Source organism: Streptomyces sp. NBC_00341, from assembly GCF_041435055.1.
GTDB lineage: Bacteria > Actinomycetota > Actinomycetes > Streptomycetales > Streptomycetaceae > Streptomyces.
Window position 1 is genome coordinate 1,195,314 of the sequence record NZ_CP108002.1, and the last position, 22,097, is coordinate 1,217,410.

The window sequence follows — 22,097 nt, forward strand, 5'->3', positions numbered from 1 at the left end:
TCAGGCCCGGAAGACGTGCCGGCGGATGGCGGCGGCGTTGGAGAAGATCCGGATACCCAGGACGACCACCACACCGGTGGAGAGCTGGGCACCGACGCCCAGCTTGTCGCCCAGGAAGACGATAAGGGCGGCCACGACCACGTTCGAGAGGAACGAGACCACGAAGACCTTGTCGACGAAGATTCCGTCGAGCATCGCCCGGAGGCCGCCGAAGACGGCATCGAGGGCGGCCACGACGGCGATCGGGAGGTAGGGCTCGACCACCGCCGGCACTTCGGGCCGGACCAACAGTCCGACCACGACTCCCACGACGAGGCCCAGTACGGCGATCACGATGTGCCCTTCCCTGTGTCTGCCGCACCACTGCCGGTGTCTGCGGCCTTATAAGGCTCTGCTGTCCGTACGATCATGCTCGGGGCGGCCGGGAGGTTCACCTTCTCCTGGACGGAGATGCTCGTCCTGATGTCGAAGGTGTCCTTCAGCGCTTGCAGGTACTGGCCGTCGGCGCTGTCGCGGAAGGCGGCACCGAGCTTCTTCCCGTCCCCCACCGCGAGCACCGAGTACGGCGGCACGAGCGGTTTGTTGTCGACCAGTATGGCGTCGCCCGCGGCCCGGATCGCCGACAGGGCGGTCAGACGCTGCCCGTTGATGGCGATCGCTTCGGCGCCGGACTGCCACAGCCCGTTGACGACCCGCTGCATATCCCGGTCCCGGACCCGTCCGGTGTCGGAGAAGCCACTGGTCTCACGCGGCCCGCCGCCGCCCTGGTCGGTGTCCTTCGCGTCGTCGACGACCAGCTTCACGCCGGGCCCGTGCACGGCGGTCGCGCCGGAGAGCAGCGCTACCAGTTCCGCCTGGTCGCCGCCGTGTTTTTCCAGAGCTTTGCGCTGGCGTCGGCCGACGTCGTCGCGGACCTTCTCGACCTGGTCCTCAAGGGTGTCGGCCGCGTCGGTCTCCGCATCGATCCGGTCGATCAGCTCTTCGCGTTCCTTGGCGAGGACCGGCGCCGAGACCCGTGCCTGTGCGGCGCCCAGAGTGACAACGAGCGCGGCCAGCGCCAGGCACGCCGCGAAGCCCAGCTTCGCCTTGAGCGTGCGGGGCAGGCCGGCCCGGCCGTCGGCCTTGCGACGGGCCGATGCCTCGGCGTATCCGTCGTCCAGGCTGTGGTCCATCACATTGGTCAGCAGCGACATGGATGCGTCGGGGCGCGCGGGCGGCGAGGCCGTACTCCGATCGGGGGGCTGCTGCGACATGCCGCACATCGTCGCACGTCGCAGCAGCTACCGCCGAATGGCCCCACCGGTGTAGCGGGAGGCGCCGGATGTCTCAGTCGCCCGAGCTCTCGACGATCGTCGACCACTCGTCCAGCAGGGCCTGCGCCGATGCGTCGTCCGGCCCTTCCGCCCACAGGTGGGTGACCGCTTCCGCCCGGTCCGGGAGCACCATTACCCAGCGGCCGTCGGCCTCGACGACCCGGACGCCGTCCGTCGTGTCGACGTCACGGTCTCCGGCGGCCTCGACGACCCGGCGCATCACCAGCCCCTTCACGGCCCACGGAGTCGCCAGATCACGGCGCAGCACATGGGCGCGCGGGATACGTGCGTCGATCTGGCTGAGCGTGAGCTGCGTCCTGGCGACCAGCCCGATCAGCCGCACGAATGCGGCCGAGCCGTCGAAGACACTGCTGAATTCCGGAACGATGAAGCCGCCCCGGCCGTCTCCACCGAAGATGGTGCCTTCCTCGCGTCCGACCCTGGTCAGGTCGTCCGGTGATGTCGTCGTCCACTCGACCTGGGTGCCGTGGTACGCGGCCACCTGCTCGGCGATCCGGGTGGTGGTCACCGGCAGCGCCACCCGCCCGCTGCGTCGCTCGGCGGCGACTAGGTCGAGCATGACGAGCAGGGCCCGGTCGTCCTCGATGATCCGGCCCCGCTCGTCGACCAGGGAGAGCCGTTCACCGACCGGGTCGAACCGGACGCCGAAGGCCGCCCTGGCCGAGGAGACGATCTCCCCGAGCCGTACCAGTCCGGACCGCCGGGTCTCGGCGGACTCGGTGGGACGCGACTCGTCCAGCCCCGGATTGATGGTCAGCGCGTCCACACCGAGCCGTCCCAGCAGGCTGGGCAGAACAAGCCCCGCGCTGCCGTTGGAGGCGTCGACGACGACCTTGAGCCCGGCATCGGCGATTCCGGCGGTGTCCACGTTCCGCAGCAGGGATCCGGTGTACGAGTCGAAGACACTGGACGGGAAGTGCAGATCGCCGATCTCGCCGGGGAAGGCGCGGCGGTACTCCTGCCGGGCGTAGACGCGGTCCAGCTTTCGCTGCTGCGCCTGGGAGAGGTCCGCACCGCTCGCGTCGAAGAACATGATGTCGACGGAGTCGGGGACACCCGGCGACGTCCGGATCATGATGCCGCCAGCGCTGCCGCGTGCGGTCTGCTGACGCGCCACGGGCAGCGGTACGTTCTCCAGGTCGCGGACATCGATGGCACTGGCCTGAAGGGCCGAGATCACCGCGCGCTTCAGCGCTCGGGCCCCTCGGGAGTGGTCACGCGCGGTGGTGACCGTCGAACCCTTCTTCAGCGTCGTGGCGTACGCTCCGGCCAGCCTGACGGCCAGTTCCGGTGTGATCTCGACGTTCAGGATTCCGGAGACACCGCGCGCTCCGAACAGATGAGCCTGTCCGCGCGACTCCCAGATCACCGAGGTGTTGACGAATGCGCCTGCCTCAATGGTCTTGAAGGGGTAGACGCGGACGTTGCCCTGAATGATCGATTCCTCGCCGACGAGGCATTCGTCGCCGATGACGGCGCCGTCCTCGATCCGGGCGGCACGCATGATGTCGGTGTTCTTGCCGATGACACAGCCGCGCAGATTGCTGTGATCACCGATGTACACGTTGTCGTGCACCACGGCCTTGTGCAGGAACGCCCCGCTCTTCACGACGACGTTCGACCCGATGACCGTGTGTTCACGGATCTCGACCCCGGCCTCGACCTTGGCGTAGTCACCGATGTACAGAGGGCCCCGGAGTACCGCGTCGGGATGTACCTCCGCGCCTTCGGCCACCCATACACCGGGCGAGATCTCGAAACCGTCGATCTCCACGTCGACCTTGCGCTCAAGAACGTCGGCCTGGGCCTTGACGTAGCTCTCGTGCGTTCCCACGTCCTCCCAGTAGCCCTCGGCGACATAGCCGTAGATCGGCTTGCCTTCCTTCATGAGCTGCGGGAAGACGTCTCCGGACCAGTCCACGGAGACATCGGCCTCGACGTAGTCGAAGACCTCGGGCTCCATCACGTAGATACCCGTGTTGACGGTGTCCGAGAAGACCTGGCCCCAGGTGGGCTTCTCCAGGAACCGCTCGACCTGACCCGCTTCGTCCACGATCGTGATCCCGAATTCCAGGGGATTCGGTACACGGGTGAGGCAGACCGTGACCAGGCCGCCCTTTTCCTTGTGGAACGCGATGAGGTCGGTGAGATCGAAATCGGTGAGAGCGTCACCGGAGATGACGAGGAAGGTGTCGTCCTTCAATGCCTCTTCGGCATTCTTCACGCTGCCCGCGGTGCCGAGCGGTTTCTCCTCATTGGCGTAGGTGAGCTCCATTCCGAGCTCTTCGCCGTCCCCGAAGTAGTTCTTCACCAGGGACGCGAGAAACTGGACGGTCACAACCGTCTCGTTGAGCCCGTGCCTCTTCAGCAGCCGAAGCACATGCTCCATGATCGGCCGATTGGCTACGGGCAGGAGCGGTTTGGGCATGCTTGAGGTCATGGGGCGAAGGCGAGTGCCTTCACCACCAGCCATCACGACGGCCTTCATGTCGGAAACGTCCTCCTCGAAGAGACGACGGTCTAGCCGACTTCGCCCGTCAGGGCAGCATCTGTGTCATCAGCCGCGGGCCGGCCACGCTGCGCGGCACCGCATCAACAGGCTCAATCGGCTACTGCATCCGCCTTGACAAGCCGGCGGACCTGAACCACATAGAGGATCCCTGCCCACCAGTAGAGCGTTGTACCCCATCCTGCGAACGCCCATCCGAAAACAGTGGCCAGCCATGCAAGCCAACCACCTCCGTCGCTGAGCAGCAACAAGGGAAACGCGTACATCAGATTGAACGTAGCCGCCTTGCCCAGGAAGTTCACCTGGGGCGGCGGATAGCCGTGCCGGCGCAGGATTCCCACCATCACGAGAAGCATCAGCTCGCGTGCGAGAAGCGCTGCGGTGAGCCAGAGGGGAAGGATCTCCCGCCAGGTCAGCCCGACAAGGGTCGAAAGAATGTAGAGACGGTCGGCGGCCGGGTCGAGCAGTCGCCCCAGGCTACTGATCTGGTTCCAGCGACGCGCCAGCTTTCCGTCCAGGTAGTCGCTGATACCGCTGAACATCAGTACGAGCAACGCCCAGCCGTCGCTCTTGGGCCCGCCGAACTCAGGACGGAGAATCAGCCACAGGAAGACAGGTACGCCGACGAGGCGAGCCATGCTGAGGATGTTGGGGATGGTGAGTACCCGGTTCGTCTGAACGCGAGTCTCCTGGACCTCCACCCGGGGGCCTCCTGTGAAGAACGTGCCAATGATGCCTCCTGACCCTACCCTCAGGGACGGCCGGCAGGTACACGGGGGTACCCGAAAGCTGGTCGGGAACGCAGAAAAGCCCCGTGCCACAAGGGCACGGGGCTCAACTATTTAAAAGGAGTTCGGCGGCGTCCTACTCTCCCACAGGGTCCCCCCTGCAGTACCATCGGCGCTGAAAGGCTTAGCTTCCGGGTTCGGAATGTAACCGGGCGTTTCCCTAACGCAATGACCACCGAAACACTATGAAATTAACCAACACCGGAACAAAACACGGCCGTTCGTTATTTCAGAACTAACACAGTGGACGCGAGCAACTGAGGACAAGCCCTCGGCCTATTAGTACCAGTCAGCTCCACCCGTTACCGGGCTTCCACATCTGGCCTATCAACCCAGTCGTCTACTGGGAGCCTTAACCAATCAAGTTGGTGGGAATACTCATCTCGAAGCAGGCTTCCCGCTTAGATGCTTTCAGCGGTTATCCTTTCCGAACGTAGCCAACCAGCCATGCCCTTGGCAGGACAACTGGCACACCAGAGGTTCGTCCGTCCCGGTCCTCTCGTACTAGGGACAGCCCTTCTCAATATTCCTACGCGCACAGCGGATAGGGACCGAACTGTCTCACGACGTTCTAAACCCAGCTCGCGTACCGCTTTAATGGGCGAACAGCCCAACCCTTGGGACCGACTCCAGCCCCAGGATGCGACGAGCCGACATCGAGGTGCCAAACCATCCCGTCGATATGGACTCTTGGGGAAGATCAGCCTGTTATCCCCGGGGTACCTTTTATCCGTTGAGCGACAGCGCTTCCACAAGCCACTGCCGGATCACTAGTCCCGACTTTCGTCCCTGCTCGACCCGTCGGTCTCACAGTCAAGCTCCCTTGTGCACTTACACTCAACACCTGATTGCCAACCAGGCTGAGGGAACCTTTGGGCGCCTCCGTTACTCTTTAGGAGGCAACCGCCCCAGTTAAACTACCCATCAGACACTGTCCCTGATCCGGATCACGGACCCAGGTTAGACATCCAGCACGACCAGAGTGGTATTTCAACGACGACTCCACAACCACTGGCGTGGCCGCTTCAAAGTCTCCCACCTATCCTACACAAGCCGAACCGAACACCAATATCAAACTATAGTAAAGGTCCCGGGGTCTTTCCGTCCTGCTGCGCGAAACGAGCATCTTTACTCGTAGTGCAATTTCACCGGGCCTATGGTTGAGACAGTCGAGAAGTCGTTACGCCATTCGTGCAGGTCGGAACTTACCCGACAAGGAATTTCGCTACCTTAGGATGGTTATAGTTACCACCGCCGTTTACTGGCGCTTAAGTTCTCAGCTTCGCCGACCCGAAAGTCAGCTAACCGGTCCCCTTAACGTTCCAGCACCGGGCAGGCGTCAGTCCGTATACATCGCCTTACGGCTTCGCACGGACCTGTGTTTTTAGTAAACAGTCGCTTCTCGCTGGTCTCTGCGGCCACCCCCAGCTCACCGAGTAAATCGGATCACCAGTGATGGCCCCCCTTCTCCCGAAGTTACGGGGGCATTTTGCCGAGTTCCTTAACCATAGTTCACCCGAACGCCTCGGTATTCTCTACCTGACCACCTGAGTCGGTTTAGGGTACGGGCCGCCATGAAACTCGCTAGAGGCTTTTCTCGACAGCATAGGATCATCCACTTCACCACAATCGGCTCGGCATCAGGTCTCAGCCTTAATGTGTGACGGATTTACCTACCACACGGCCTACACCCTTACCCCGGGACTACCACCGCCCGGGCTGGACTACCTTCCTGCGTCACCCCATCGCTTACCTAATACAAGTCTGGTTCGTCGGCTCCACCACTACCCTCAACTCCGAAGAGATCGGGCCGGCTTCACGGACTTAGCATCGCCTGATTCAGTACTGGGCGTTTCAAAGCGGGTACCGGAATATCAACCGGTTGTCCATCGACTACGCCTGTCGGCCTCGCCTTAGGTCCCGACTTACCCTGGGCAGATCAGCTTGACCCAGGAACCCTTAGTCAATCGGCGCACACGTTTCTCACGTGTGTATCGCTACTCATGCCTGCATTCTCACTCGTGAACCGTCCACAACTCGCTTCCGCGGCTGCTTCACCCGGCACACGACGCTCCCCTACCCATCCACACAGGCGTTGGCCCTATATGTGTGAATGACACGACTTCGGCGGTACGCTTGAGCCCCGCTACATTGTCGGCGCGGAATCACTTGACCAGTGAGCTATTACGCACTCTTTCAAGGGTGGCTGCTTCTAAGCCAACCTCCTGGTTGTCTCTGCGACTCCACATCCTTTCCCACTTAGCGTACGCTTAGGGGCCTTAGTCGATGCTCTGGGCTGTTTCCCTCTCGACCATGGAGCTTATCCCCCACAGTCTCACTGCCGTGCTCTCACTTACCGGCATTCGGAGTTTGGCTAAGGTCAGTAACCCGGTAGGGCCCATCGCCTATCCAGTGCTCTACCTCCGGCAAGAAACACACGACGCTGCACCTAAATGCATTTCGGGGAGAACCAGCTATCACGGAGTTTGATTGGCCTTTCACCCCTAACCACAGGTCATCCCCCAGGTTTTCAACCCTGGTGGGTTCGGTCCTCCACGAAGTCTTACCTCCGCTTCAACCTGCCCATGGCTAGATCACTCCGCTTCGGGTCTTGAGCGCGCTACTAAATCGCCCTATTCGGACTCGCTTTCGCTACGGCTTCCCCACACGGGTTAACCTCGCAACACACCGCAAACTCGCAGGCTCATTCTTCAAAAGGCACGCAGTCACGACTGCATGTGCAAGCACATACAGCGACGCTCCCACGGCTTGTAGGCACACGGTTTCAGGTACTATTTCACTCCGCTCCCGCGGTACTTTTCACCATTCCCTCACGGTACTATCCGCTATCGGTCACCAGGGAATATTTAGGCTTAACGGGTGGTCCCGCCAGATTCACACGGGATTTCTCGGGCCCCGTGCTACTTGGGTGTCTCTTAAACGAGCCGTTAATGTTTCAGCTACGGGGGTCTTACCCTCTACGCCGGACCTTTCGCATGTCCTTCGCCTACATCAACGGTTTCTGACTCGTCTCACAGCCGGCAGACTGTGAAAAAGAGATCCCACAACCCCGCATGCGCAACCCCTGCCGGGTATCACACGCATACGGTTTGGCCTGATCCAGTTTCGCTCGCCACTACTCCCGGAATCACGGTTGTTTTCTCTTCCTGAGGGTACTGAGATGTTTCACTTCCCCTCGTTCCCTCCACACTGCCTATGTGTTCAGCAGCGGGTGACAGCCCATGACGACTGCCGGGTTTCCCCATTCGGACACCCCCGGATCAAAGCTTGGTTGACAGCTCCCCGGGGCCTATCGTGGCCTCCCACGTCCTTCATCGGTTCCTGGTGCCAAGGCATCCACCGTGCGCCCTTAAAAACTTGGCCACAGATGCTCGCGTCCACTGTGCAGTTCTCAAACAACGACCAGCCACCCATCACCCCACCCTTAACAGGTGAGTTCACTGGGGCCGGCAACCGAAGGACGACCATGACGGCCGTACCTTCAGATACCCAACAGCGTGCCCGACCCGACCGATCCGTCTCCATTTTCCACGCCGAAGCAGTACTCACAAAGACAAACCAACCGTGCCGAATAGTCAACGTTCCACCCATGAGCTAACCACCGCCAAACATTTGCTGGCGTAGTGGCTCTGGATTCCTTACGGAATCTAGATGCTCCTTAGAAAGGAGGTGATCCAGCCGCACCTTCCGGTACGGCTACCTTGTTACGACTTCGTCCCAATCGCCAGTCCCACCTTCGACAGCTCCCTCCCACAAGGGGTTGGGCCACCGGCTTCGGGTGTTACCGACTTTCGTGACGTGACGGGCGGTGTGTACAAGGCCCGGGAACGTATTCACCGCAGCAATGCTGATCTGCGATTACTAGCAACTCCGACTTCATGGGGTCGAGTTGCAGACCCCAATCCGAACTGAGACCGGCTTTTTGAGATTCGCTCCGCCTCGCGGCATCGCAGCTCATTGTACCGGCCATTGTAGCACGTGTGCAGCCCAAGACATAAGGGGCATGATGACTTGACGTCGTCCCCACCTTCCTCCGAGTTGACCCCGGCAGTCTCCTGTGAGTCCCCATCACCCCGAAGGGCATGCTGGCAACACAGAACAAGGGTTGCGCTCGTTGCGGGACTTAACCCAACATCTCACGACACGAGCTGACGACAGCCATGCACCACCTGTACACCGACCACAAGGGGGGCACCATCTCTGATGCTTTCCGGTGTATGTCAAGCCTTGGTAAGGTTCTTCGCGTTGCGTCGAATTAAGCCACATGCTCCGCTGCTTGTGCGGGCCCCCGTCAATTCCTTTGAGTTTTAGCCTTGCGGCCGTACTCCCCAGGCGGGGAACTTAATGCGTTAGCTGCGGCACCGACGACGTGGAATGTCGCCAACACCTAGTTCCCAACGTTTACGGCGTGGACTACCAGGGTATCTAATCCTGTTCGCTCCCCACGCTTTCGCTCCTCAGCGTCAGTAATGGCCCAGAGATCCGCCTTCGCCACCGGTGTTCCTCCTGATATCTGCGCATTTCACCGCTACACCAGGAATTCCGATCTCCCCTACCACACTCTAGCCTGCCCGTATCGACTGCAGACCCGGGGTTAAGCCCCGGGCTTTCACAACCGACGCAACAAGCCGCCTACGAGCTCTTTACGCCCAATAATTCCGGACAACGCTTGCGCCCTACGTATTACCGCGGCTGCTGGCACGTAGTTAGCCGGCGCTTCTTCTGCAGGTACCGTCACTTTCGCTTCTTCCCTGCTGAAAGAGGTTTACAACCCGAAGGCCGTCATCCCTCACGCGGCGTCGCTGCATCAGGCTTTCGCCCATTGTGCAATATTCCCCACTGCTGCCTCCCGTAGGAGTCTGGGCCGTGTCTCAGTCCCAGTGTGGCCGGTCGCCCTCTCAGGCCGGCTACCCGTCGTCGCCTTGGTAGGCCATTACCCCACCAACTAGCTGATAGGCCGCGGGCTCATCCTTCACCGCCGGAGCTTTTAACCTTCCCCCATGAGAGGGAAAGTGTTATCCGGTATTAGACCCCGTTTCCAGGGCTTGTCCCAGAGTGAAGGGCAGATTGCCCACGTGTTACTCACCCGTTCGCCACTAATCCACCCCGAAGGGCTTCATCGTTCGACTTGCATGTGTTAAGCACGCCGCCAGCGTTCGTCCTGAGCCAGGATCAAACTCTCCGTGAATGTTTTCCCGTAATCGGGATCACAACACGAGAGCGGAACAGCCGAGTCGGAATAAGACCGACTGTTCACTGTGTCCTCGCTATGTGCATTGCCTGGTAGAACCCATAACTGGGTCTGCCAGGACTTTCAAAGGAACCTCGAACCTGCCGAAGCAGGTCGGGGTATCAACGTATCTGGCGTTGACTTTTGGCACGCTGTTGAGTTCTCAAGGAACGGACGCTTCCTTTGTACTCACCCGCAGAACATTTTCTGGGGCTTTCCTCCGGGCGCTTCCCTTCGGTCTTGCGTTTCCGACTCTATCAGACTCTTTCGTGTCCGATTCCCGGTCGAAGCGGGCCTCGCAATTTCGCTTTCCAGTTCTTCGCTTTCGCGTTTCCCTTTCCGGCGAGTCCGACTCTATCAGGCCTTTCCTGTCCGTTTGACCAGCCCCCAGCAGACATGCCGGTGCCGATTTCGGGTTAGGGTTTGGGCTTAATAGTCGCCGCCGACCCCCGACTCAAAGTCGCGTTGGGGTCAGGCAGGAGTACGACAGTACAGGTTGCCGGGAGACGAGGCAAATCCTTTCCGGTACACCCCTAGGTCCTCGAACCGGCAGGACTCAGGCGGAACCGGGACTTCATATGACTTACTCTGCTGAGCAGTACGCCGCCCTCCTACAAGCCGTGGCGGCCCACCACTGAAGCTCCACTCTGGGAGGCACCCATGACCACTGTGACGTCCCCTCTTGCCGGACGTGCCATCGGGCTCGCTGCGGTACCCGACCCGGTCTTCTCCGGCGCGATGGTCGGTCCGGGTACCGCCATCGACCCGGTACGCGAGCCGTCGGAGGCCGTGTCGCCGGTCGACGGAATCGTCGTCTCCCTGCACCCGCACGCGTTCGTCGTCGTGGACGGCGAGGGACACGGGGTTCTCACCCACCTCGGCATCGACACCGTCCAGCTGAACGGTGAGGGCTTCGAGCTCCTGGTGAACAAGGGTGACACCGTGACTCGCGGCCAGAGCATCGTGCGCTGGGACCCTGCGGCCGTCGAGACGGCAGGCAAGTCGCCCATCTGCCCCATCGTGGCACTGGAGGCAACCCCCGACTCGCTCTCCTCCGTCGTCGAGGACGGCGACGTGAAGGTCGGCGAAGCGCTGTTCGGCTGGCAGTAACGCGTTCGGCGCAGTGACAGCCGACGGGACAACCACCGCGGAGGCATCGGCCGCCGCACAATCGGAGACAGGTGAAATGGAGACAACGCTGCGGGGCGTAGGCGTGAGCCACGGTGTGGCGATCGGCGAGGTACGGCACATGGGCACGGCAGTGCTCGAACCGCCGGCCAAGCAGATCCCGGCCGAAGAGGCGGAGCGCGAGCAGGGACGGGCGCGGCAGGCAGTGGAGGCGGTGGCGGCCGACCTCGTCGCTCGCGGCAACCTGGCCGGTGGCGAGGCCCAGCACGTGCTGGAGGCCCAGGCCATGATGGCCCAGGACCCCGAGCTCATGGCCGATGTCGACCGGCGTATCGCCGTCGGCAGCACCGCCGAGCGCGGCGTGTACGACGCGTTCGCCTCGTACCGCGCGCTGCTGGCCGGTGCCGGGGAGTACCTGGCGGGCCGGGTCGCCGACCTCGACGATGTGCGCAACCGGATCGTGGCCCGGCTGCTCGGTGTGCCGATGCCGGGTGTGCCGGACAGCGACGAGCCGTACGTGCTGATCGCGCGGGACCTGGCTCCTGCCGACACGGCCCTCCTCGACCCGGCCCTGGTGCTCGGTTTCGTCACCGAGGAGGGCGGGCCGACCAGCCACAGCGCCATCCTGGCGCGGGCGCTCGGTGTGCCCGCCGTCGTGGCGCTCCCCGGCGCCGGCGAGCTGGCCGAGGGCACCGTCATCGCGGTGGACGGCAGCACCGGCGAGATCTTCGTCGAGCCGAGCGAGGAGAAGCGCTCGGAGATGGAGAGTGCCGCCGCCGCCCGGAAGGCCGCGCTGTCAAAGTCGACCGGTCCCGGTGCTACGTCCGACGGCCACAAGGTGCCGCTGCTCGCCAACGTCGGCGGCCCCGGCGACGTACCGGCTGCCCTAGAGGCGGGCGCCGAAGGTGTGGGCCTGTTCCGTACCGAGTTCCTCTTCCTCGACGACAGCAAGCAGGCGCCGTCGGAGGAGAAGCAGATCGCGGCCTACCGCGCGGTGCTCGAGGCGTTCCCCGAGGGGCGTGTCGTGGTGCGGGTACTGGACGCCGGGGCGGACAAGCCGCTGGACTTCCTGACTCCGGCGGACGAGCCGAACCCCGCACTGGGTGTGCGCGGGCTGCGCAGCCTGCTGGACCACCCCGATGTGCTGCGGACCCAGCTGACCTCGCTGTCCAAGGCCGCCGAGGGGCTGCCCGTCTACCTTGAGGTCATGGCCCCGATGGTCGCGGACCGTGCGGACGCCAAGGCGTTCGCCGACGCGTGCCGCGAGGCAGGGCTGAACGCGAAGTTCGGCGCGATGGTCGAGATTCCGTCGGCCGCGCTGCGGGCCCGTTCGGTGCTTCAGGAGGTGGAGTTCCTTTCGCTGGGCACCAACGACCTGGCGCAGTACACCTTCGCGGCCGACCGTCAGGTGGGTGCGGTCTCCCGGCTGCAGGATCCGTGGCAGCCCGCGCTGCTGGATCTGGTGGCGATGTCAGCCGACGCGGCCAAGGCCGAGGGCAAGAGCTGTGGTGTGTGTGGCGAGGCCGCCGCCGATCCGCTGCTCGCCTGCGTTCTCACCGGCCTGGGAGTGACGTCGCTGTCGATGGGCGCCGCGTCCATTCCTTATGTGCGCACCACGTTGGCGAAGTACACGTTCGCGCAGTGCGAGCGGGCCGCTTCCGCCGCGCGTGCGGCGGACTCCGCCGAGGAGGCGCGGGTCGCCGCGCAGGCGGTGCTCTCGGGCGAGTAGGACCGCAGCGCCCGGACGATCCGGACGATGAGGGGAAGGGGCTTCCCGCCGATGGTGGCGGGGAGCCCCTTCGGCCTGTCAGTGGTGGGGCTCCGGTTCGTCGGCGCCGATGTCGAATCCGGGGCAGTACTCCACGCCGGATTCCGGGGCGACCGGCTCCCCGGTGTCGGCATCGGTGCAGTAGGCGCTGAAGACCTCGCCCGCCGTCAGCGGGGTGAGGCAGCCCCGGGTCAGCCGCCAGCCGTGCACCCGGTCCGGGGTGCCGGGTGCACTCGTCCGCAGGACGACTCCGCCGCGGCGTTCCAGCGCGATGCCGACGGCGAGCACGGTCACGAACTCCGCCCCCTCCGCAGAGTCGAGGCGGGCCGCCGGTCCCGCCGCCTCGCGCTCCGTGTGCAGGGCGGCGAGCAGCTGCTCGTTCTCCGTGGGGGTGCTGCAGACCAGGTGGTGGGTGCCGGGGCCCGCCGACTCCAGGATGCGCAGCAGGAGATGGGACGCCCGGTCGAACGCCGCGCGGCCGATGTCCTGGCCGCAGTCGGCGCACTCCCCCAGTCCGGCCAGGAGCATCGTGGCGTATTCCCAGGTGGCCCGGCGGACCGACCGGTCGACCAGGAGCGGGATCAGACTGTCGAGCGGCTGTCCGGTGTAGGCGACGGTGGCTCCGATGGCCGCGATCTCCGCGGTGAAGCGGCTGCGGCTGGCCGGGGAGTCGGGTGTGATGTCCGATTCGGCGCAGAACTCCGCGTACTCCTCCGGGTCGAAGAGGGCGACCGTTGTGTGCACGCCTTGCGCGGCAAGGGCTTTGAGGAGGCCTTCCACCTGGTGGAGGTAGACGGAGTGGTCGTCGAAGGTGAAGCTGCCGTAGCGCCGCATCGCCGCGAAGTCCTGTTCATCGGTCAGGAGGCCGATGGTGCTCGGTGCTTCGCGGCGCAGCGAGCGTCGCATGGTGATGCCGGTCCGGCCTTCGGGCGTGGTCCGCCTGTTCCCGGCCTGCTTCTTCCTGGTCTGCTTGTTGTTGCCGACGGGCTTGTTTCCGGTCTGCGCCATGATTCCCCCAGTGCGCTGTCGATCATTGCTCACTCAGAGTAATCACGGGCACTGACAGTGGCCTCGGTCAGCGGCGCTCGCGCGCCAGTTCCTCGTAGAAGTGGAGGAGTTCCGGATTGTCGAGCGAGCCGGGGTTGACGGCCTTGGCCAGGGCGGTTCCCTGGAGCAGGCGCTTGACCGGAACCTCGATGCGCTTGCCGGTGAGGGTGTGCGGGATGCCGGGGACCTCGATGACCTCGTCCGGGACGTGGCGCGGCGAGAGGTTCTCCCGGATGGTGTGCTTGATCGCGGCGCGCAGTTCGTCGTCGAGGGTGACGCCCTCCGCGAGGTGGACGAAGAGCGGCATCCAGTACCCGCCGTCCGGTTCCTCCAGGCCGATGACGAGCGATTCACGGATCTGCGGGAGCCGTTCGACCGCTTCGTAGATGTCGGCGGAGCCCATGCGGACGCCCTGGCGGTTGAGGGTGGAGTCGGAGCGGCCGTGGATGACGACGGAGCCGCGCTCGGTGATCGTGATCCAGTCCCCGTGGCGCCAGACTCCGGGGTACACGTCGAAGTAGCTGTCGTGGTAGCGGCTGCCGTCGGGGTCGTTCCAGAAGCGGATCGGCATGGACGGCATGGGCTGGGTGACGACGAGCTCTCCGACCTCACCGATGACCGGCTTGCCCGCCGCGTCCCAGGACTGGAGGTCCGTACCGAGACCGGGCGCCTGGAGCTCGCCGATGTGGACGGGGAGGGTGGGGACCGCTCCGGCGAAGCAGCTGCAGACGTCGGTGCCGCCGCTGACCGACGCGATCCACAGGTCGTCGGCCACTTCGTCGTGGAGCCAGCGGAAGCCGTCGGGCGGGAGCGGGGAGCCTGTGGTGGCCACGCACTGGACACGGGAGAGGTCGAAGTCGCGCCCCGGGTGGATGCCGGCCTTGCGGCAGGCCATGACGTAGGCGGCGGAGGTGCCGAAGAGCGTGGCGCCCGTCTGCTCGGCCACCCGCCACTGGGCGCTGACGTCCGGGTAGCCGGGGCTTCCGTCGTACAGCACGAGGGTGGTGCCGGTGAGGAGGCCGGAGACGAGGAAGTTCCACATCATCCAGCCGGTGGAGGTGTACCAGAAGAAGCGGTCCTCCGGGCCGAGGTCGCAGTGCAGGCCGATCTGCTTGAAGTGTTCGAGCAGGATGCCGCCCTGGGACTGGACGATGGCCTTGGGGAGGCCGGTGGTGCCGGAGGAGTAGAGCACCCACAGCGGGTGGTCGAAGGGGACCTGCTCGAAGTCGGGTTCGGTGTCCGCGGCGGTGAGGGCAGACCATTCGAGGGCGCCGTCCGGCGCTTCGGTGCCCAGCAGCGGGATGTGGACGACGGCGCGCAGGGTGGGGAGTTCGCGGCGCAGCTCCGCGACGGTGTCTGCGCGGTGGTGTTCCTTGCCGCCGTAGCGGTAGCCGTCGACGGTGAACAGGACGACGGGTTCGACCTGCTGGAAGCGGTCGAGGACGCTGCGGGCGCCGAAGTCGGGGGCGCAGGAGGTCCAGACGGCTCCGACGGCCGCGGTGGCGAGGAAGGCGACGACCGCCTCCGGGATGTTGGGGAGGTAGCCGCTGACGCGGTCGCCCCGGTTGACGCCGAGCGCGCGGAGTTCGGCGGCGAGCGAGCCGACCCGGCGGCGGAGCTCGGACCAGGAGGTGGGGGTCTGGGTGTGGGTCTCGTCCACGTGGAGCAGCGCGGGCGCTTCGGCGCGCAGGGGGTCCTCGGCGGCGCGCAGCGCGTGTTCGGCGTAGTTGAGGGTGGCGCCGGGGAACCACTGGGCGCCGGGCATGGCGCGGTCGCCGATGACGGTCTCGTACGGGGTGGAGAACCGTACGTCGAACCATTCGGCGACGGCCTGCCAGAAGGTGTCCAGCTCGTCGACCGACCAGCGGTGCAGCGCTGGGTATCCGCCGCCGGCCGGTGCTCCGTGGCGCTCGGCCGCCCAGTTCTGGAAGCGGGTGACGGCGGCGGTCGCGATGCGGTCCGGGCCGGGCTGCCAGAGGGGGGCTTCGTCGGCTGCTGAGGTCATGGGTCGGCTCCTGGCTGTGCGGGTGCGCGGGTCGGCGTGGGTCGCGCGCACGTGCTGGGGTGTGCGCGTGAGGCGGCTTTCACGGACGATGCCATGTGATCGTCCTTCGCACCAGGGCCGTCCGCACATGATCGCGTGTCCGGATATGTGGTCGTGGCACGCTTCGCCGTGTCGGGCCGTGCACCGGCCCGTGAGTGAACGGAAGTTGAACAGAACCCGCTGCCGTCGCACCGGATGGCAGGGTGTGCCGCATGAACGGTCGTGACCTGGTGCGCTCGGTGAAGTCGGTGGGTTCGAAGCAGGGGCTGCGTGCGGTGCGCTCGGCGTGGCGGCGCTCACGGCTGGACGCGCGGGCGCTGCCGTCGCGCGGGCCGGAGCGGGCGCGGGTGCCGGGGCTCGTGGTGGGGGCGGAGCCGGGGCCCGGCGGGGGCGTGGTGCGGTTCGCGCGGTCGGAGTTGTGTGTCCGGGTCGCGGTGGGGGGTGCGGTCTTCTGGGGGTGGGACGGGGCGGAGCCGCTGCCGTCGTACGCGCTGCCGGGGCCCGCCCCGGACGCCGATCCGCGGGCCGTTCTGGAGCCGGACAAGGACGGCGGGTGGCAGGTGGTGTCGGAGCGGCTGACCGTCGCGGTGTCCCGGCACGGGGCGGTGGAGCTGCGGACCCCCGGTGGCGTGGTGCTCCGTCGTGAGCTGCCGCCGCGGTGGTGGGAGCCGGTGGCGGGCGGGTCCGCGCGGTGGGTGCAGCGGTCCGAGGTCCCGGCGGACGCGCGGTTCTTCGGGCTCGGCGGGCGGGCGGGCGGTCCGCGGCTGAGGGACGGCGAGTACGGGCTGTGGAACACCGATCCGGGCGGCCGGTTCGGGCCCGGCGACGATCCGCTGTACGTGACGATGCCGGTTCAGCTGGTGGTCTCGGACGCGGGGACGCATCTGGCGTTCCACGACAACTCCTGGGTGGGGCGGGTGACGCTGCGCGAGGGGGCGGAGGGTGCCGGTTCCGGTCATGACCTTCCCGGCATGTCGGAGGTGCGGATGGAGGGCGGGCCGCTGCGCTGCTGGGTGGTGGCGGGCACCCCGGCCCGGGTGCTGCAGGGCTGGACGGCCCTGACGGGCGCGCCGGCGCTGCCGCCGTCCTGGGCGCTGGGTCCGCAGCACGCCCGCTGGGGTTTCGGGAGCGGGCGGGAGGTGCGGCGGATCGTGTCGGGGTACCGGGAGCGGGGGCTGCCGCTGTCCGTGCTGCATCTGGACATCGACCACTACGACGGGCACCGGGTGTTCACGGTGGACCAGGAGCGGTTTCCCGATCTGCCGGGGCTGGCGCGGGAGCTGCGCGCGGACGGGGTGCGGCTGGTGTCGATCGTGGACCCGGCGGTGCCCGCCGCGCCGGGTGACGCGGTGTTCGACGCGGGCCGGGCGGTGGGTGACTCGGGCGCGTTCGTGCGGGACGCCGGTGGGCGGATCGTGCGGGGTGAGGTGTGGCCGGGTGAGTGCGTGTATCCGGACTTCACCGATCCTCGGGTGCGCGAGTGGTGGGGCGGTCTGTACGCGGAGCGGCTGGCGCAGGGGTTCTCCGGTGTCTGGCACGACATGAACGAGCCGGTGTCGTTCGCGGCGTTCGGTGACCCGACGCTGCCCCGTTCGGCGCGGCACGTGCTGGAGGGGCGCGGCGGTGATCACCGTGAGGCGCACAACGTGTACGGCCTGGCGATGGCGCGTGCCGGGTACGAGGGCCTGGCCCGGCTGCGTCCGGACGAGCGGCCGTTCCTGTTCTCGCGTTCCGGCTGGGCGGGGATGCAGCGGTACGGGGGCACCTGGTCCGGTGATGTGTCGACGGGCTGGCCGGGGCTGCGGGCCTCGCTGTCGCTGGTGCTGGGCCTCGGGCTGTGCGGGGTGCCGTACTCGGGCCCGGATGTCGGCGGTTTCGACGGGTCGCCGTCGCCGGAGCTGTATCTGCGGTGGTTCCAGCTGGGCGCGTATCTGCCGTTGTTCCGTACGCATGCGGCGATCGGTGCGGGGCGCAGGGAGCCGTGGGAGTTCGGGCCGAGGGTGCTCGAAGCGGCGCGGGAGGTGATGGTGGAGCGGGAGCGGCTGCGTCCGTACTGGGTGACGCTGGCGCGGCTGGCCCGGCTGACGGGTGCGCCGTATGTGCGTCCGTTGTGGTGGGGTTCGCCCGGCGACCGGGCGCTGCGGGAGTGCGAGGACGCGTTCCTGCTGGGGGACGCGCTGCTGGTGGCACCGGTGCTGGGGCCGGGGATAGGTGAGCGGGCGGTGCGGCTGCCGCCGGGGCGCTGGTACGACACGGTGAGCGGTGCGGTGCACGAGGGGCCGGGGCAGGTGGTGGTCGGGGCGCCGTTGTCGCGGGTGCCGGTGCTGGCGCGGGCCGGCTCGGTGATTCCGGTGCGGGGTGCGGACGGCGGTCTTGAACTGGAGGTGTGGGCTCCGGTGGAGGGGCGCGGCGGTGGCGGCTGTGTGGTCCGTGATCCGGGTGACGGCTGGGAGGAGGCGGTGGTCGAGCGGTACACGAGCCGGCTGGTGGGTGGGCGGGTCGTGGTGGAACGGGAGGGTGCGGAGGGGCTGGTGGACTGCCCGGTGCGGGTGCGGGGGCTGTGAGCGGGCTCAGCGGTACCGGCCGGCGAACCAGGAGCGGACGGCCTCCGTATGGAGGGGGAAGGCGAGCTCTTCCGGGGCGCGCAGGATGTCGTATCCGGAGGTCTCGTCGGTGGGTGCGGATACGGGAAGGGTGGCGGCCGGCCGCGTCGGGAGCAGGCCGAACAGGAGCAGGTGGCCGTCCGGTGAGCTGAGTGCGTCGGCGAGGCGGACGTCGTCGCGGTGGGCCTCGATGCCGGTCTCCTCGCGGAGTTCGCGGACGACCGCGCCTTTCCAGTCCTCCGCGTGGTCGATGAAGCCGCCGGGCAGGGCGCGTCCGCCGAGGGCGGGTTCGATGGTGCGGGTGATGACGACCAGTCCGGTGCCGTCCGCGTCGGCGACGGGGAGCAGGGCGACGGCGACCGGCAGCGGGTTGCGGTAGGCGGTGGCGCCGCAGACCACGCAGGTGCGGGGCCAGGCGTCCGGGGACGCGAGGGCGGTGTACGGGGCTCCGCAGCTGCCGCAGTGGGAGTCCTTCACGGGCTTCACGGGCTTTTCGGGATTTCTCGTCGTCGCGGACACGCGCGGACTGTATCCGATCTCCTGACCGGCGCGGCCGGACTGTTGGACGATGTGCTCATGACAGGTCTTGCTTCCGCTTTCCGTGTCCTGGCAGCCACTGCCGCCACCCTGCTCGCCGTCACCGCCGCCGCCCCGGCGGCGCAGGCGAAGCCCGAGCCGAAGGCTCCCGCGGAGTTCGTGTCGCTGCGCGCGGTCGATCCCACGATCATCCAGGAGATGCGTTACCCCACGGGGCACGACTTCATGGGCGAGCCGGTCGACGGTTACCGCGATCCCCTCTGCATCCTGACCCGGCCCGCCGCCCAGGCACTGCACCGGGCCCAGCTCCGGCTGCTGCGCCAGGGCTACTCGCTGAAGGTGTACGACTGCTACCGGCCCCAGCGGGCCGTCGACCACTTCGTACGGTGGGCGAAGGATCTGGACGACGAGACCATGAAGGGTGAGTTCTACCCGCGGGTCGACAAGACCCGGCTGTTCGCCGACGGTTACATCGCGGAGAAGTCCGGTCACAGCCGCGGCAGCACCGTGGACCTGACCCTGGTGAGGCTGCCGGCCCGGCCCACCGCGCCGTACCGGCCGGGCCAGCGGCTGGTGCCCTGTTACGCGCCGCGGTCCGAGCGCTTCCCGGACAACTCGATCGACATGGGCACCGGATTCGACTGTTTCGACACGCTCTCGCACACGGACGACCCGCGGATCCAGGGAGTGCAGCGCGCCAACCGGCAGTTCCTGAAGAAGACGCTCACCGACGCCGGATTCGTCAATCTGGCCGAGGAATGGTGGCACTACACCTTCACGCCCGAGCTGTTCCCGGACACCTACTTCGACTTCCCGGTGGCCCGGCGGTCCGTCGCCGGCCACTGAGACCGGCAGGAACGAGCGGGCGACTGGGACCACCCCCGTGGGTTCCAGCCGCCCGTTCTTCTTCTCGGACGCGAACCGGCCTTATCCGGTTGCCGTTCCAGCCACTACCGTGCCCCTATGTCACAGCAGACGTTCGATTCGTACGAGGAATTCTGGCCCTATTACGTCGCGATGCACTCCAGGGCCGCGACCCGCTGGGTCCATCTGACCGGCACCCTGACCGGCCTCGCGATCACCGCCTACGGTCTGGCGCGCGGCCGCAAGCGGTACGCGGCGGCGCTGCCGCTGATCGGGTACGGGACCGCCTGGCCCGCCCATTTCCTGATCGAGGGGAACAACCCGGCCTCCTTCGGGCATCCTGCCTGGTCGTTGCGCGGCGACGTGCAGATGATCCGGATGATGCTGGCCGGCCGGGACCGGGAGCTCGCGGAGACCGCCGCCAAGTGGCTCGCCGACGACAGCTGACCGTGGCACACTTCTGACGTTCCGTCAGATCCAGTGCTGGGGAGGGCCTTTGCCGCGCAAACGCATACCCGTGGTGGCCGGGTGGTTCACCGAGGACGGCGCAGAGGAGGAATTCCGGCTGCTGGGCACCCGCTGCCCGCTCTGCGCGTCGGTCTTCTTCCCCCGCCAGGACGGCTTCTGCCGCAATCCGGGCTGTACGGGCGGCGAGCCGGTCGAGGTCCCGCTGTCCCCGCGCGGCACGGTCTGGTCGTACACCGACGGCCGCTACCGGCCCCCGCCGCCCTACCTCTCCGACCCGGACGTGCCCTGGGAGCCGTACACGCTGGTGGCCGTGGAGCTCGCCGCCGAGCGGATGGTGGTGCTCGGGCAGGCCGCCCCGGGGGTCGGTGTCGAGGATCTCGCGGTCGGGATGACGGTCGAGGTCGTGCCGGGGACGCTGGGTCCGGATTCCGGGGCCGACGGGGACGACGACGGGACGGTGTGGACGACCTGGCACTGGCGGCCGGTGGACACGGGCTCCGGGGGCGGTGTGCGATGAGCGGGGACGTGGCCGTCCTCGGGGCCGGGATGCATCCCTGGGGCAAGTGGGGGCGCAGCTTCGTCGAATACGGCAGGGTGGCCGCCCGCGCGGCTCTCGCGGACGCGGGTGTCGACTGGCCGGACGTGCAGTCCGTGGTCGGCGCGGACACCGTGCGCGGCGGCTATCCGGGGTACGTGGCCGGGGCGACGTTCGCGCAGGCGCTGGGCTGGCAGGGCGCCCGGGTCACCAGTGTGTACGCGGCCTGCGCGTCGGGCGCGCAGGCGGTGAACACCGCCAGGGCGCAGATCCTGGCCGGGATGGCCGATGTGGTGCTGGTGGTGGGGGCGGACGCGGCGCCCAAGGGGTTCTTCGCCCCGGCGGGCGGCGAGCGGCCGGACGATCCCGACTGGCTGCGGTTCCGGGTGCTCGGTGCCACGAACCCCGCGTACTTCGCCCTGTACGCCCGGCGCCGGATGGCGGTGCACGGGGACACCCCGGAGGACTTCGCGCAGGTCAAGGTGAAGAACGCGGCGGCCGGCGCGCTGAACCGCAACGCCCGGTACCGGGCGCCCGTGACCGCCGAGCAGGTCGCTGCGTCCGGGCTGGTCGCCGATCCGCTGCGGCTGCTCGACATCTGCGCCACGTCCGACGGGGCGGCGGCGCTCGTGCTGTCCAGCATGGAGTTCGCCCGGCGGCACGGGGCCGCGGATCCGGTCCGTATCCGTGCCGTTTCGACCGTGACGCCGACGTATCCGAAGGCGGTGCTCGATCTGCCGGACATCGCCACGGATTCGGCGGTCGCCGTGGAGCCCGCGGCGCAGGGCTTCCGTGCCTCGATCGCGCGTGCGGCGTACGAGGAGGCGGGGATCGGGCCCCGCGACCTCTCCCTGGCCGAGGTGTACGACCTGTCGACGGCGCTGGAGCTGGAGTGGTACGAGGACCTCGGGCTGTGCCCGCCGGGTGAGGGCGCGGCGCTCCTGCGTACGGGGGCGACGGCGCTCGGCGGGCGTGTCCCGGTGAACCCGAGCGGTGGTCTGGCGTCCTTCGGGGAGGCCGTTCCCGCGCAGGCGATCGCCCAGGTCTGCGAGCTGACCTGGCAGTTGCGCGGTACGGCGGGAGACCGCCAGATCCCGGGGGCACGTGCCGGGATCACCGCGAACCAGGGGCTGTTCGGCCACGGCTCCGCGGTCGTCGCGGTCCGCTGACGGGCCGGACGCACGGCGCGCGGCACGTAGCCCCTGTCGGCGGGGGTACGTG

General features: G+C 66.9%; 14 protein-coding genes and 3 rRNA genes. 7 read left to right on the plus strand and 10 right to left on the minus strand.

Annotated features, from left to right (window positions below; genetic code table 11):
- From OG892_RS05230 to OG892_RS05260, 7 genes are all read right to left on the minus strand, one after another.
- On the minus strand, positions 1-333 hold the full coding sequence (locus OG892_RS05230) for a small basic family protein (RefSeq protein WP_003970459.1): 333 nt from the start codon (positions 331-333) through the stop codon (positions 1-3).
- Complete coding sequence (locus tag OG892_RS05235) at positions 330-1,253, minus strand: DUF881 domain-containing protein (protein WP_371628587.1); 924 nt, start codon at positions 1,251-1,253, stop codon at positions 330-332. Before OG892_RS05235 ends, OG892_RS05230 begins: the two co-directional genes overlap by 4 nt.
- A gap of 73 nt (positions 1,254-1,326) precedes the next feature.
- A complete protein-coding gene (locus OG892_RS05240; protein ID WP_073739785.1) occupies positions 1,327-3,822 on the minus strand; it encodes a mannose-1-phosphate guanyltransferase in 2,496 nt (831 codons plus the stop codon).
- Positions 3,823-3,935: 113 nt separating this feature from the next.
- Positions 3,936-4,544 carry a CDP-alcohol phosphatidyltransferase family protein gene (locus OG892_RS05245; RefSeq protein WP_024493238.1) on the minus strand — a complete coding sequence of 203 codons (609 nt, stop codon included), beginning with the start codon at positions 4,542-4,544 and terminating at the stop codon, positions 3,936-3,938.
- 150 nt (positions 4,545-4,694) lie between these two features.
- A 5S ribosomal RNA gene (gene rrf, locus OG892_RS05250) occupies positions 4,695-4,811 on the minus strand.
- A 79-nt stretch (positions 4,812-4,890) separates the two neighbouring features.
- Positions 4,891-8,015 (minus strand): 23S ribosomal RNA (locus OG892_RS05255).
- A 299-nt stretch (positions 8,016-8,314) separates the two neighbouring features.
- Positions 8,315-9,840 (minus strand): 16S ribosomal RNA (locus OG892_RS05260).
- Together the 16S, 23S and 5S rRNA genes form the textbook arrangement of a ribosomal RNA operon.
- Positions 9,841-10,542: 702 nt before the next feature.
- Here OG892_RS05260 and OG892_RS05265 point away from each other — a divergent pair.
- The gene (locus OG892_RS05265; protein WP_073739385.1) at positions 10,543-10,992 is read left to right on the plus strand and encodes a PTS glucose transporter subunit IIA; all 450 of its coding nucleotides are present in this window, start codon (positions 10,543-10,545) and stop codon (positions 10,990-10,992) included.
- Positions 10,993-11,068: 76 nt separating this feature from the next.
- A complete protein-coding gene (gene ptsP / locus OG892_RS05270) occupies positions 11,069-12,739 on the plus strand; it encodes a phosphoenolpyruvate--protein phosphotransferase (RefSeq protein WP_327335788.1) in 1,671 nt (556 codons plus the stop codon).
- A gap of 78 nt (positions 12,740-12,817) precedes the next feature.
- Here ptsP and OG892_RS05275 read toward each other — a convergent pair whose 3' ends face one another.
- Together OG892_RS05275 and OG892_RS05280 are read right to left on the minus strand one after the other, a co-directional pair.
- Positions 12,818-13,786, minus strand: coding sequence for a hypothetical protein (locus tag OG892_RS05275; RefSeq protein WP_073739387.1), 969 nt, complete (start codon positions 13,784-13,786; stop codon positions 12,818-12,820).
- Between the two features lie 67 nt (positions 13,787-13,853).
- A complete protein-coding gene (locus tag OG892_RS05280) occupies positions 13,854-15,830 on the minus strand; it encodes an acetoacetate--CoA ligase (RefSeq protein ID WP_371628588.1) in 1,977 nt (658 codons plus the stop codon).
- Between the two features lie 251 nt (positions 15,831-16,081).
- Here OG892_RS05280 and OG892_RS05285 point away from each other — a divergent pair, with 251 nt between their 5' ends.
- On the plus strand, positions 16,082-18,433 hold the full coding sequence (locus OG892_RS05285) for a glycoside hydrolase family 31 protein (RefSeq protein ID WP_371628589.1): 2,352 nt from the start codon (positions 16,082-16,084) through the stop codon (positions 18,431-18,433).
- A gap of 6 nt (positions 18,434-18,439) precedes the next feature.
- Here the strand turns inward: OG892_RS05285 and OG892_RS05290 are convergent, their stop codons facing one another.
- Entirely contained in the window at positions 18,440-18,991 is a 552-nt protein-coding gene (locus tag OG892_RS05290) for an NUDIX domain-containing protein (protein WP_371628590.1), read from the minus strand.
- Between the two features lie 57 nt (positions 18,992-19,048).
- Between OG892_RS05290 and OG892_RS05295 the strand changes: the two genes are divergently transcribed.
- From OG892_RS05295 to OG892_RS05310, 4 genes are all read left to right on the plus strand, one after another.
- A complete protein-coding gene (locus OG892_RS05295; protein WP_073739391.1) occupies positions 19,049-19,855 on the plus strand; it encodes a M15 family metallopeptidase in 807 nt (268 codons plus the stop codon).
- A 117-nt stretch (positions 19,856-19,972) separates the two neighbouring features.
- Complete coding sequence (locus OG892_RS05300; RefSeq protein WP_073739392.1) at positions 19,973-20,320, plus strand: DUF962 domain-containing protein; 348 nt, start codon at positions 19,973-19,975, stop codon at positions 20,318-20,320.
- A 49-nt stretch (positions 20,321-20,369) separates the two neighbouring features.
- The gene (locus tag OG892_RS05305) at positions 20,370-20,858 is read left to right on the plus strand and encodes a zinc ribbon domain-containing protein (protein WP_328867749.1); all 489 of its coding nucleotides are present in this window, start codon (positions 20,370-20,372) and stop codon (positions 20,856-20,858) included.
- Positions 20,855-22,045, plus strand: a complete 1,191-nt coding sequence (locus OG892_RS05310) for a lipid-transfer protein (protein WP_073739505.1) — start codon at positions 20,855-20,857, stop codon at positions 22,043-22,045. The genes OG892_RS05305 and OG892_RS05310 overlap by 4 nt, the downstream gene beginning before the upstream one ends.
- Positions 22,046-22,097: the final 52 nt, after the last annotated feature.